General features: G+C 38.8%; 10 protein-coding genes. 4 read left to right on the top strand and 6 right to left on the bottom strand.

Annotated features, from left to right (window positions below; genetic code table 11):
- Window positions 1-1376 precede the first annotated feature (1376 nt).
- Together H5158_RS04245 and H5158_RS04240 are read right to left on the bottom strand one after the other, a co-directional pair.
- Window positions 1377-1850, bottom strand: coding sequence for an RES family NAD+ phosphorylase (locus H5158_RS04245; RefSeq protein WP_182739518.1), 474 nt, complete (start codon window positions 1848-1850; stop codon window positions 1377-1379).
- Window positions 1850-2284, bottom strand: coding sequence for an antitoxin Xre/MbcA/ParS toxin-binding domain-containing protein (locus H5158_RS04240; RefSeq protein ID WP_182739517.1), 435 nt, complete (start codon window positions 2282-2284; stop codon window positions 1850-1852). The genes H5158_RS04245 and H5158_RS04240 overlap by 1 nt, the downstream gene beginning before the upstream one ends.
- A gap of 383 nt (window positions 2285-2667) precedes the next feature.
- Here H5158_RS04240 and H5158_RS04235 point away from each other — a divergent pair, with 383 nt between their 5' ends.
- Entirely contained in the window at window positions 2668-4848 is a 2181-nt protein-coding gene (locus H5158_RS04235) for an OsmC domain/YcaO domain-containing protein (protein ID WP_182739516.1), read from the top strand.
- An 80-nt stretch (window positions 4849-4928) separates the two neighbouring features.
- Here the strand turns inward: H5158_RS04235 and H5158_RS04230 are convergent, their stop codons facing one another.
- From H5158_RS04230 to H5158_RS04220, 3 genes are all read right to left on the bottom strand, one after another.
- On the bottom strand, window positions 4929-5333 hold the full coding sequence (locus H5158_RS04230) for a DUF1801 domain-containing protein (RefSeq protein ID WP_182739515.1): 405 nt from the start codon (window positions 5331-5333) through the stop codon (window positions 4929-4931).
- 150 nt (window positions 5334-5483) lie between these two features.
- Window positions 5484-6074 carry a DUF1287 domain-containing protein gene (locus tag H5158_RS04225; RefSeq protein ID WP_182739514.1) on the bottom strand — a complete coding sequence of 197 codons (591 nt, stop codon included), beginning with the start codon at window positions 6072-6074 and terminating at the stop codon, window positions 5484-5486.
- 146 nt (window positions 6075-6220) lie between these two features.
- Window positions 6221-9100: an insulinase family protein gene (locus tag H5158_RS04220; protein WP_182739513.1), complete on the bottom strand. Its 2880-nt coding sequence runs from the start codon at window positions 9098-9100 to the stop codon at window positions 6221-6223.
- A 154-nt stretch (window positions 9101-9254) separates the two neighbouring features.
- Here H5158_RS04220 and H5158_RS04215 point away from each other — a divergent pair, with 154 nt between their 5' ends.
- Window positions 9255-9674: an MAPEG family protein gene (locus H5158_RS04215; RefSeq protein WP_182739512.1), complete on the top strand. Its 420-nt coding sequence runs from the start codon at window positions 9255-9257 to the stop codon at window positions 9672-9674.
- Window positions 9675-9724: 50 nt separating this feature from the next.
- On the opposite strand, the gene H5158_RS04210 is transcribed toward H5158_RS04215, so the two are convergent.
- Window positions 9725-10468, bottom strand: a complete 744-nt coding sequence (locus H5158_RS04210) for a peptidylprolyl isomerase (protein ID WP_182739511.1) — start codon at window positions 10466-10468, stop codon at window positions 9725-9727.
- A 263-nt stretch (window positions 10469-10731) separates the two neighbouring features.
- Between H5158_RS04210 and H5158_RS04205 the strand changes: the two genes are divergently transcribed.
- Entirely contained in the window at window positions 10732-10929 is a 198-nt protein-coding gene (locus H5158_RS04205; RefSeq protein ID WP_145234351.1) for a hypothetical protein, read from the top strand.
- A 77-nt stretch (window positions 10930-11006) separates the two neighbouring features.
- Complete coding sequence (gene ushA, locus H5158_RS04200; RefSeq protein WP_182717578.1) at window positions 11007-12641, top strand: bifunctional UDP-sugar hydrolase/5'-nucleotidase UshA; 1635 nt, start codon at window positions 11007-11009, stop codon at window positions 12639-12641.
- The last annotated feature ends 45 nt before the right edge of the window (window positions 12642-12686 follow it).

The following is a 12686-nucleotide window of genomic DNA, read 5'->3' as shown; positions in this document are numbered from 1 at the left end:
TATCTATTACACCAACTTGTCAATCATATTGTTAATTGCTTTTTTGGTCGGTTTGGTAATTCCTTTGGTGATTAATCTCGGCACTTTCTATTGTGAAAAAAGAAAAAAATAGAAAAATAGAAAAATAAAGTTAAGAATACCATTAATTAGAGTGATATGGGATTAGGGGGCGGCTTTAACAATGTCTTTATTGGCTTGGCATACTCCTAGATAAATAAGCAGAGATAAAATCTGAAAGTTACTTATCTCTTTACTTATCTTTGCCTTCTACTTTCTACCTATTATGTCGTCGATGACACAACGTTTAGTAAAGTGTCTGTTAACGTAGGCTTTGCGCCAACTGCATTAAATGAAAGTTCATTTTAAGGCGACCTAACTATCTAATAGCTACGTTGCTTTCAATCAAAATAATAAGCCAACTATTACTCAATAATTACTCCTGTAATATTCCACTACGGGCCCTATGTCATAGTCAATCACGCACCTTGTTATTGAAAATTTATACACGCTAACAAATTGTTCACTAAATTTATATATTTGGTATTATTCGCTTTTTCGTATAATAAGTTAATAACGAATGAAGTAATAACAAACCTATAAGCTCACACACCGCTACTTCAGCAGTAGAGGTAGAACTAGTATAATAGAAAATAGAGGTTATTTTATAAACTCTTGTTGATAAGAAGTAACCAAACACACTAGGAAATATCAATAGTAATACCGAGCAGAGAATGATGAATCGTATGATCAAATGCTGATTTTTTAAAATATTATCTTCCCATGCTCGAACTACAACATACAGGTACGGAGCAAATATGAATGGGATATACAAAAAAAGATTTAAGCTCTCGTCGCTACGAGTGAGTATTCCGAAAATCAATAGAATACTAATAATTAGAAATAAAAGACTACAAATGACCGACAGTGTTTTAACAAAGAATTGTTTCATGAGTGCTTATTGTCGCCTAGATTATTAAATAAATTTAAGATGAGATAGGTTAAGTTATTCTATCTATCAAATCAATAGATTAAAGAATCGCCCGCAAGCGCCCCCCCGTTTAAAGGAGTCCTAACTAAGCACTGTGCTTTTCTTTATTATCTAATTCGACTAACTGATTTTTGAACACTCCCCTCCCGGTCTGCAATCAAGCACCCGAGGTTTTCGCTACGCTCTGTTAAATTGTGGCAGACACAAAGTTTAAGAAATTAAACCCAGTACAATTAGTGAATAGCGATTCTTGCTTACAGTCTGAACTGTTTTGTATAAATAGCACTTATTGGAAGCAATGAAAATAGGCTCTAAAAACATGCCTAAGTGGTTGAAAATATATTTTCAAGCTGATAGTAAGTGGTCGAATCAGCCACTTACTAAATCACTAAAGCTTTAAAGCTAATCTTTTAGGGTAACTAAATGGTTGGCATTCAACGCATTTTATTTCATGCGCATCAGTATGTGCGGGATTTATTATAAAATTATACTCATCTGAACAAACAGATGAAGGAACTTGCAGTACAGCTTCTCCCATACTCGTTAACCAGTCGCTACCCACTATTTGGGTTTTTAATATATAAGGGTGATCATCCCAGTCACTTGGTAGATCAGATACAACCAAGCGTTTAATTTTCAGTTTATCAGGTATCAATATAGATGTGACTGATAGCTGCTTGTTAAGTATATCCGTAGAGTCGTTCACTAACCTCTCAAGCATTGCAAGTGAACGGCTACTTGCTGTGTAAACAACAGGTTTACCAGCCATGTGCCATCTACCTTCTGCATAAAGCCCACCTAGGCCTGATAGCGCGTTATTTGAATTGTTATGTTCAGTTGGGGCAATTCTATAACAAATCATCAAGCAGTGAATCCATACTCTAGCCCATAAATAATTCGCTTAATTAACTCACGGCCGCGAATGGTATGCAAAAATTCTTTTGGCGCATTGCCATCGAACTGCGTATGAGCGGTGTTCAACCACTCATTCCAACGTTTTACATCACCAAAGTATGAAATACCTATAGACGACAAACGTGCAACTTCCAATGCATTTTGACTTAAGTTAATACCTAAACGTTTGCGCTCTTTTACATGTCGCTCCAATGTCCGCGTAGTAGTACCAATAGTCTTAGCTATTAGTTTTTGTTCCCATCCAAGCGATTTACTAAGAAGGAAAATGGACGAAGCTTTCAAGCCTGTAGTAGCAACAGTAATTTCTTCTAATGCATTAGAGTTGTTAGTGATTAACCCACCACTCACTACTTTTATAAAATCAAACTTTAAAGTTTCCATAAACACCTCCAGCGACAATTGTCGTTAATTATAATACCAAGTGTCAAAACTAGCAAGGTGACATAGCGCTATTCACTGATAGCTGAACGAGATGGCCGCTGGGGTTCTTGCATCTCATGCGCACCATGCAATTTGTCTAATTCTGTATCAGTCTAATGTAAAGTACTCTCTTGAGTAAATTCAAACACACTAACAACTTTGGCCTTTAACCTTGCTAACTTTACCCTCGCGAGCATTACTCTTTTCCAATTAACCACGACTATTACTTGTATCTGCTCCCCTAAAAAGCGGATAATTGCAGCTAAATGAAAATACACTGACTAAGTCTGGCGCAAACACCTGCAAGCCTTACTTATTAGTGCGCATGAAGGTGGACCAACTCAATGGAAATTAAAGTTAATTTTCTCGATAATCTTAGATTAGAAGCTAAGTTTGACGATTTCTCAGTCATTGCGGATCAACCAATCCGTTACAAAGGCGATGGCTCTGCGCCAAGTCCATTTGACTACTTTTTAGCATCTTCGGCTTTATGTGCTGCGTACTTTATTAAAGTGTATTGTAATGCCCGTGATATCTCGACTGACGGTATTCGTGTTGCGCAAAACAACATTGTTGATCCTGAAGATCGTTATAACCAAATCTTCCAAATCCAGGTTGAACTCCCTGAAAGTATTTCTGAAAAAGACCGCACCGGCATTTTACGCTCTATTGATCGTTGTACCGTAAAGCGTGTTATTCAAACCATACCTGAATTTAAAATTGATGCCGTAGAGAGCTTAGATAACGACGCGCAAGCCATGTTAATGGCAAAATCAGCAGGCAGCGAAAACACCTTTATTTTAGGTAAAGATTTACCGCTTGAGCAAACCATTGCTGATATGACTGCGATTTTGGCTGACTTAGGCATGAAGATTGAAATTTCATCATGGCGTAATATTGTACCAAACGTCTGGTCATTGCATATTCGTGATGCTGCATCACCGATGTGTTTTACCAATGGTAAAGGCGCCAGCAAAGAAAGCGCATTATGTTCAGCCCTTGGCGAGTTTATTGAACGTTTAAACTGTAACTTTTTTTACAATGACCAGTTCCTTGGTGAAGAAATTGCCAACAGCGAATTTGTTCATTACCCGAACGAAAAATGGTTTCAGCTCACTGATGATGACTCACTACCAGAAGGTATTTTAGACGACTATACCTTGAGCATTTACAACCCTGAAGATGAACTGTGCGGCTCGCACCTTATCGACACAAACTCAGGTAATATTGAGCGCGGTATTTGCTCTATCCCGTATGTGCGTCAATCTGACGGCGAAACCGTATACTTTCCATCAAACTTAATTGAAAACTTATTTTTAAGTAACGGTATGAGTGCCGGTAATAACTTTGCAGAAGCCAAAGTACAATGTTTATCTGAGATTTTTGAGCGCGCGGTTAAACGCCAAATTATCGAACAAGAAATTGTACTGCCTGATTTACCGGAAGAAGTACTTGCTAAATATCCAGGTATTGTTGCTGGTATTAAAGGCTTAGAAGAGCAAGGCTTTCCAGTTGTGGTAAAAGATGCCTCCCTTGGCGGACAGTTTCCAGTGATGTGCGTTACCTTAATGAACCCAAAAACCGGTGGCGTATTTGCTTCATTTGGTGCACACCCAAGCTTTGAAGTCGCCCTTGAGCGCAGCTTAACTGAGCTATTACAAGGTCGCAGCTTTGAAGGCTTAAATGACGTACCAAAACCCACCTTTAACAGCATGGCCGTATCAGAGCCTGAAAACTTTGTTGAGCACTTTATTGACTCAACAGGTAAAATTTCATGGCGCTTTTTCAGTGCGAAGCACGATTATGACTTTGTTGAATGGGATTTCTCCGGCACTAACGAAGAAGAAACCGCAAGCTTGTTCGGTATTTTAAAAGACTTAGGTAAAGAAGCTTACATTGCTGAGTTTTCAGACCTAGGCACAGCGTGTCGTATTTTAGTGCCTGATTACTCTGAAGTTTACCCAGTAGAAGACTTAATTTGGGATAACACCAACAAAGCCCTTAAGTACCGTGAAGACATTTTAAATCTGCACAGCTTAGATGAAGATCAGCTTGCCGATTTAGTTGAGCGCCTAGAAGACAGCCAGCTTGATAACTACATCGACATTATTACCCTAATTGGTGTTGAGTTTGACGAAAATACCGTTTGGGGTCAGTTAACGATACTTGAACTTAAGCTGTTAATTTACTTAGCACTGGGTGACTTAGAAGCGACGATGGAACTGGTTGAAACCTTCTTGCAATTTAACGATAACACCGTTGAACGCGGGTTGTTCTATCAAGCAATGCACGCGACTTTAGAAGTTGCGCTAAATGATGACTTAGAAATTGAAGACTACATTCACAGCTTCACCCGCATGTTTGGCCAAGAAGTAATGGATGCAGTAGTCGGCTCTATCAATGGTGATGTGATGTTCTACGGTTTAACTCCAACCAATATGCAACTTGAAGGGTTAGATCGTCATCAGCGTTTGATCGACAGCTATAAAAAACTGCATGGGGCTCGCGCTGCAAGAGCCAAATAACTATTGTCAGCGCGAGATTTGCGTAGGCGGGATTTTATATCGCGCTGTTACTCTTTCTGTCGGACAATAACTTCTTAAATTTAAGCACCTAGCAATGGCAGGTGCTTTATTTTTTTATAGCGCAAAGCCAACGATATACAATGGGCTAACTCTTTAACTGGCACGGTTTGATTAAGCTTAAACACCAAAGCACGGTTACCTTCATAGCTAAACGTATCACCATAAAGCTCTTTGAAGGTTTCAATAAGTTTAGTTTTACAGTTAAAGTAAATACAAAATTGCTCAGCTGATTTTGGTTTGTGATCAAAACGAATGGTAGTGCCTATTTTTGAAATATAACTCGGCTCTCCCCACTTGAGTGTTTCTTCAAGTTCAGTGATGCCATCCTGCACAGCTACCTGCAAAATCAGACTTCTGATCTCATGTAATACAACCGCGATATTTTCAGGGTACGTCGTAAATTTTTGTTTAACACTCTGATTCATTTAACGCTCCTTAAAGAGTCGTAAAATTAGGCTATTTCGTTAACTCAAGTATTTTTACTTTGTTTATCTGTGCTGAGTAAATTTTGCCCTGCCACTTCGGCTTTTTAGCTAACCATGCCGGCTTTTCTGAATGTTTCCAGATACCCGCAATCAATTAACGGCTGGCTCATACCGATAATGGCCGGTGATCTTATAACGAAACAGTACATCCTCAAGTTGCGGCCCTGCGCCTATGTTATGCACTATTAATGGGGTTTTGTTATCTGCAGTGTATGTATCTACCACGATACCGATATGCGGCAAATTGCCCGGCAGCATCCACGTGACAATATCGCCTGCTTTATAGGTCTGAGCATTATTAGTTATGGGCAGTACTGTACCGTGGCGTTTAAAAAAAGCCTGTAAATTAGGCACGCGACGATGATCAATATTACTATCGGGTTTAGTAAGCCCCCATATTCTTGTTGATGGGTAGACTGAAAAATTATCGCGCATATCTTCATGAACTAACTTTTGTAAATCGATACCCAGTGCTCGGTAGCTGCGAATAATCACATCTGTGCATACGCCAATATTGGCAGGTACATCGCCATTTGGATAGGCAATACGGTGATAAGCGCCGTCATAGCGCACGCTTTGTGTTGTTCTATCATTTGCAGCGTTTACAAAATCATCAGCAAATGAGTTGGCTAAGCTATAAAAAGGGCTTAGCAGTAGCAATATGCACACTATCTTATTCATCAAAATCCTAGCGGTTTGAGCTGTTCCTTTTTTATATAGTTACACTGTACATACATTTTGTAAATTATTTAAAAGATAATGATTCATAAAAAAGCCCAAGCAAATCGCTTGGGCTTTAATCTTTTTCAACGCTTCAATGTGCTAAATTACTTTTGCAATTTAATGCCATTAAAGTGCGCTTGTAAGTCTGTTACCAATGTTTGTTTTGGTAAATCTGCAAACGGTTTGTCGGCAAATTTGCTACCACGAAGCTGTACGTTTAAACGCGCAGCTTGTGGGTTTAACATAGTTTGCTGGTAGTAGTCTTTGATATCAGCAAGCGTGACTTTTTCAACTTCAGCGATTAACTTATCCTTTGAATCAAAATCAAAGTTTTCACGATACCAATCGCCAATCAGTGGGCCCATTTCATCGCTAAGATTTTTAGGCTGCTGTTTAAGCGACACTAATACGGCATTTTTAAGCTGCTCGAAGGTTTCTTCGCTCATGTTATCAAGCTCTACTGCATATTGCATTTTGAACTCTTCAAAACGCGCTTGCATGGTTTTTACATCTTTTACTGGGGTTTGAATAAACAAGCCAATCGCTGAGTAATCTTCAATCGGCCTTGCTAAACCACCAACCGCATACGCTAATTGCTCTTCAGTACGTAACTTGTCAAACGCGACGGTGCTAAAGTGACCTTGTAAGACTTGCGCTTGCGCTTTTTGCTTATAGCCTGCAATCGGGTGTACAGTCATATCAATGATAGCTACATCAGCCACATCAATATCTTTTTGCAATACAATCGTTTCGCCTGGTTGCGGTAACCACGCTTTACTGCGCGCAAATTCAGTGCTTATATGCGCCGCTGGTAAAACTGCCGTTAACTCTTTAGCTATCGCTTCAACATCTGTTTGGTTATAGTTACCATAAGTAAACACCCGCATTTCGTTATTAGCGAAGGTATGCTGTTTAAGCTGCTCAAAATCTGCAATGGTTAATGCTTTTGCCGTATTGATCAGTGCATCGGTGTCAAAGCTGCCAGTTCGTATTAATTTAGAATACTCACCAAACGCTTGATAATATGGGAATTGTTTTTGGGCGTTTAATAAATCACGTTGGTAACGATCAAGCGCTTGAGCAAAACCTTGCTCAGTTACTTGCACATCAATATTTGTCAGTGCTTGCGCGAGTAAAACATTTTGTTTATCGGTAAAACCACTCATTGAAAGGATAAGTCCGTTACTTGCTTCAAGGCCAACACTCATACCTGCCACGGCAGCTTCGGTACTTAGCTTGCTTTGTTGTAAGTTAAATAAGTCAGACCATACTGAATAAAGTACTTTAGCTTTGATATCCGTCAAAGCATCTGGGGTATTTAAGTAAACTTCGACCAAACCTTTCGGTTGCTCGGCAAAGTTTTGACTCGCTTGACGCCATACTTTTACGCCATTTTTATCATATACCAGCTTAGGGTGTTTTTGCTCTGCAAATTGTGCTGTTTTAATCGCAAAACTCTCTGGTAATAAACGGTTTACCGTGGGTAATGCTAAGGCAAACTGACTAGGCTTACTCCAGCTGGCAATTTCAGCATCACTGATATCTTCAATGCGGTATTTACCATCGTAAAAATGCAATTGCGAATCGGTTTCTTCTTGCTGTGAGGTATACCAAATACGCAGAGTATCAGCATTGAGTTGCGCAAGTACGTTGTTGATCGCAGCTGCATCAAACTTAGCATAATAGAAAGGCGCATTAATAACGTGGTTTAGTGGATAATCTTGCATGCTACCAGTTAAATTACTGACATAGCCAAATTCATCGCCTTTTTCTAAAAATTGAAATTCATTATTAAGTGAAGTGCGAATTTCATTAAAGTATTTACTATCTACACCTTCTTTTTTGATCAAATCAATATATTGCATTATTGTTGCAACGATCGTTTCACGGTTTTTCATGCCTTCGTCTGTTAATTGCACATTAACCGTCAGCGCACCGTAATTACCATATTGGGTTGGCGCTGCCCCGGCTGAAAGTTGTGAAACCCAGCCTTTATCACGCAAAATTTGCGCCGGGCTACCTTGCATTTCATTGCTTAATAAGTATGCTACAAAACGGTTAGGTTTAACGGCAAACTCATTGCTGTTATCGGTAATAGTAAAATCAAGTTGTAACTCTTTTACGTCTTCATTTGGCGCGTAGTGAACGCGTTTTCCACCTACGTTATCAAAATCTAGCTTTGTGGTAACAGTTGGTTTGTCGATCTTTTTATCTTCAATATCAGCGAAGTATTTTTGTGCTTTCGCTTCCATTTCCGCAAGTGGTAGATTTGAAATCATTGCTACTTTCATAATGTTAGAAGAGTAGTATTTATTATAAAAATCAACGGTTTCTTTATGTAAAGAGCTACCGTCTTTATCACCTAATGTTTCAAGATTACCGATTAAAAAACGATTAGCTGGATGATCGCCCATCATTTGTCGGGCAAGCTTAAACTGACCAAAAAAATCCATCTCGCGACGCATTGACCATTCGGCGTTTACTGCGTTTTTTTCTTTATCGGTGTATTCTGGGTAAAGCTTAGGGGATTTAAAAAAGTCAGCAAAACGATCCAATGCTTCATCGTAAGCATCGTTATTTACTTCAAACATGTAATTAGTAATATCTAACCATGTATAAGCATTGTGGGCGCCGCCGTTTTTAGTCATAAAATCAGAGTAACCCTTGGTATCTGGGTAACGATCTGTGCCTAAAAATAGCATGTGCTCTAAATAATGCGCCATTCCCTGCTGGCTAATTGGATCATGTAATAAACCAACACCCACACTCAATGAAGCTGCTGATTTTTCAGCAGTTGGATCCGACACTAAAATTACTTCAATCTCATTCGCAAGTTTAAGGGTTTTATATTGACGAGTATCGTTGGGACTTATTACCAGCGTATCTGAAAGTAATGACGTTTGCTGCTGTACCGCTGTGGTGGTAGTCCCGCAGCCACTTAATACTGCTAAAGCAATAGCGCTTAAAGTAATTATTTTTTTCATATTGAGAATGTGATCCATACTTATTTGTTGTTTGAATGATCGGTAAAATTCAAAAAGCTTGCAATCATTTTTCTAAATACTTTGTAACACATTGTGAATTATAAAGACAAACTGCTAGGCTTAAAGTTACGTTATTTATCAAATGAGACTCTTAATGGAAAAATATGTATTACTCGCGATGTTTTCTCAGGTACTACTCACTTTTACGGTAATGGTAGTCATGGGCCGCCGCCGTTTTAGTGCGGCGCGTAACAAAACGATTACTATGCAAGATTTTGCCACTATGCAATTAAATAATGCGGGTGATGATGTATATATTGCCGGTAGAAACTTTATTAATCAGTTTGAAATACCAGTGCTATTTTTTGTAGCCTGTTTAGCTGCTTTACAGCTCAATGCAGCGGGTTATGTATTTATTACTTTAGCCTGGGGTTTTGTGATTTCGCGCGTCATTCACAGTATTATTCATTTAGGCAGCAATAGCGTAAAACCTCGCTATTATAGCTTTTTGCTTGGCTGTTTACTGGTTTTAACTATGTGGGTGTTATTAGTAATGCGGGTATTTGCACTCTAAAGCGTTACGTTTGCTATCGGGACACATAACCCGATAGCAAGTATATACCTTTAAGCTGCGCGGCGGCGTTTAAAGCCAAGCAATAATAATGGTAGTAACCAGCTCATACTACCACTTGAGCTATCCCCATCATCAGGCTGAGTTGGAGTCGGATCGTCAATTAGCGTATTTTCTTTTGGAGATAAATTTACTGACGAATTTGGATCATCATCAAGTACCAGAACACTATTGATCGACACTAAATTAGCAATAGTCAACGTGGTATCTGCACTTGCACATTGGTCTTTAGTTAGATTAACTACCGGTATTTCACCGCAATGCACTAACGCAGAGATCTTATCAAGCACAGCATAACTATCTGCTGTAATCTGACCAAATACGGTAAAACCGCCATTTTGCTTATCTAAGTTTGCGCTATTATCTTTGAGATTAAAAAACCATTGACTTGTGGCACTATTCGCATTATTGCTTAATTTAGCCATGGCAATCGTGCCTTTTACATTCGATAATTCTGGCTCATTCACAACAGCTGGTGACGTTGTGATCGCTTTAAAATCATCGGTAAAAGTAAAGCCTCCACCTTGAATAATAAAATCCTTGATTGAACGGTGGATCACGGTTTGATTGTACGCATCACTTTGTATATAACTTAAAAAGTTCTCGACCGTTTTGGGGGTCTGTTGATCAAACAAATCAACCTTAATAGCACCTTGTGAAGTTTGCATTTCAACTACAGTTGCATGGCTTGCAAATGAGGTTGCGGTTAACAAACCGCATAGTAATAGTTTTTTCATTATTATATTTATCCTGAAGAATGTTGTGGTTATGTGAATTTAATGCAAATAGTAAAGAACTCTTGTGGAGATTACGATAGCAAAACGTACCTTTAAACAAATCAAACCGAATTGATTACATTTAAATTACATGTGGTTACAATGTGTTGTTATTCACTCACGTTATAAATAAATTTTGTTTAAAACGAAATCGTCTTAATAGCCGAGTTTATTTTGTTAGTATTATTTATAACAATAAAACACACACAACAGGATTAACAACTATGTCGTATGAAGAGCAACACATCTGTGATTTTGGTTTACACCAAGGAGAGGCGTACACTAAGTTACCGGCAAGCTTTTTAAACTGGATGGTGGGTAATAACCATGAAAAATCAGCATTAGCAGAACAAGAGTTACAGCGACGTCAATTAGCGGCAACTGGAAAGTTAAATTTCCAAGATGACATTAAAATAGAATAATTACGTTATTTTGCAATAAAACTAGTTTAAACTATGCGCTTAATAAATAGCACAACACTGACAACACGGGTCATATTATGCGCATATTACTTTCATTTTTCCTATTACTAAGCATTACTGCATGTAGTAATCATCAAACCTCCGTTCAACAAGCTGACACAGCAGATATTCACTATCTCACCATTTTACATACCAATGATAATCATGGCCGTTTTTGGCATAACGAAAAAGGTGAATACGGTATGGCTGCACGTAAAACCTTAATAGACCAGTTACGTGCTAATGCGCAGCAACAAGGTCACGCAGTGCTACTTCTATCTGGTGGTGATATAAATACAGGCATTCCAGAATCAGACCTGCAATTTGCAGAGCCTGATTTTAAAGGAATGTCATTAATTGGTTACGATGCGATGGCGATTGGTAATCATGAATTTGATAATCCACTGAGTGTTTTAAAACAACAGCAGCAGTGGGCAAATTTCCCGCTTCTTTCGGCTAATATAATTGATAAAAAAACCGGTAAAAATGCCTTCGAATCCTATAAGATTTTTAACAAGCAAGGGCTGAAAATAGCAGTTATTGGTTTGACAACCACAGATACCGCTAAAATCGGCAACCCGCAGTATATCGGCGGCCTTGAATTTCAAGAGCCCGTTGCAGTAACCCAAGCTTTAGCCGAGAAAATCAAAGCACAGTATCAACCGGATATCACGATTGCAGTAACTCATATGGGTCATTATGTTGATGCGAATTATGGTATAAATGCACCTGGCGATGTTACTCTTGCCCGCTCTTTACCAGCTCATACCCTTGATATGATCATCGGCGGTCACTCACAAGAACCTGTGTGCATGGCAAGCGAAAATAAAAATGACGATAACTTTAAACCCGGTATGACATGTAAACCAGACCAACAAAATGGTACGTGGATAATGCAAGCTCATGAATGGGGTAAATATGTCGGCAAAGCCGAGTTTAAACAAGAAAACGGCGTATTAACCTTATTAGATTATAAATTATTGCCAGTTAACTTATACGTTGATAAAACGCAAGCTGATGGTTCAATTAAGCCTGAGCTTGCCAACGAATACATCAAACCAGACGCTGCCTTAAAAACATTTTTAGCTGATTACCAAGCCAAAGGTGCAAAACAAATTGAAGGTGAAATTGGTTATGTTGATGCAAAGCTTGAGGGCGATCGCAATAAAGTTCGTTATCAACAAACCAACTTAGCGCGCGTTATTGTGCAAGCACAAATGAATGTTGTTGGCGCTGATTTTGGTATCATCAGTGGCGGTGGCGTACGTGATAGTATTGCTGCAGGTGCAGTTAGTTATAAAGATATTTTAAAAGTACACCCTTTTAAAAATCGCATCGCGTATGTTGATTGGCAAGGCCAAGAGCTTTGGGATTACCTTGAGACTGTAACTAGTTTCCCACCGGATTCTGGTGCTTATTTGCAATACCACAAATTAAGCTTCGAGCGTAACGATAATGCGCTGACTAAAGTGATGATCAACGGCAAAGTTCTGGATAAAAACAAAACCTATCGCATGAGCATTAATAGCTACAATGCATCTGGCGGTGACGGCTACCCGATACTGATAAATCATAAAGGATTTGTCAGCACTGACGAAACAGATGCACAGGCATTGAAACGCTTCTTTATTGAAAATAGTCCAGTCAAAGCCATTGAATTTGCTCCTAAATAATCAGAGCTTACCTCACACAGTTTAAGTATTAGCAGTGTGAAGTTT

The organism is Pseudoalteromonas sp. SR45-6 (genome assembly GCF_014163545.1).
GTDB classification, from domain to species: domain Bacteria; phylum Pseudomonadota; class Gammaproteobacteria; order Enterobacterales; family Alteromonadaceae; genus Pseudoalteromonas; species Pseudoalteromonas rhizosphaerae.
Note: the sequence above shows the minus strand (reverse complement) of the source record. Positions and strands in the feature narration are given on the sequence as shown.

Bases quoted from the DNA above. Each gene is read 5' to 3' on its own strand.
- ushA (WP_182717578.1), top strand. From the start codon at position 11,007: ATGCGCATATTACTTTCATTTTTCCTATTACTAAGCATTACTGCATGT.
- H5158_RS04230 (WP_182739515.1), bottom strand. From the start codon at position 5,333: ATGAATCAGAGTGTTAAACAAAAATTTACGACGTACCCTGAAAATATC.
- H5158_RS04205 (WP_145234351.1), top strand. From the start codon at position 10,732: ATGTCGTATGAAGAGCAACACATCTGTGATTTTGGTTTACACCAAGGA.
- H5158_RS04220 (WP_182739513.1), bottom strand. From the start codon at position 9,100: ATGAAAAAAATAATTACTTTAAGCGCTATTGCTTTAGCAGTATTAAGT.
- H5158_RS04240 (WP_182739517.1), bottom strand. From the start codon at position 2,284: ATGGAAACTTTAAAGTTTGATTTTATAAAAGTAGTGAGTGGTGGGTTA.
- H5158_RS04210 (WP_182739511.1), bottom strand. From the start codon at position 10,468: ATGAAAAAACTATTACTATGCGGTTTGTTAACCGCAACCTCATTTGCA.
- H5158_RS04215 (WP_182739512.1), top strand. From the start codon at position 9,255: ATGGAAAAATATGTATTACTCGCGATGTTTTCTCAGGTACTACTCACT.
- H5158_RS04225 (WP_182739514.1), bottom strand. From the start codon at position 6,074: ATGAATAAGATAGTGTGCATATTGCTACTGCTAAGCCCTTTTTATAGC.
- H5158_RS04235 (WP_182739516.1), top strand. From the start codon at position 2,668: ATGGAAATTAAAGTTAATTTTCTCGATAATCTTAGATTAGAAGCTAAG.
- H5158_RS04245 (WP_182739518.1), bottom strand. From the start codon at position 1,850: ATGATTTGTTATAGAATTGCCCCAACTGAACATAACAATTCAAATAAC.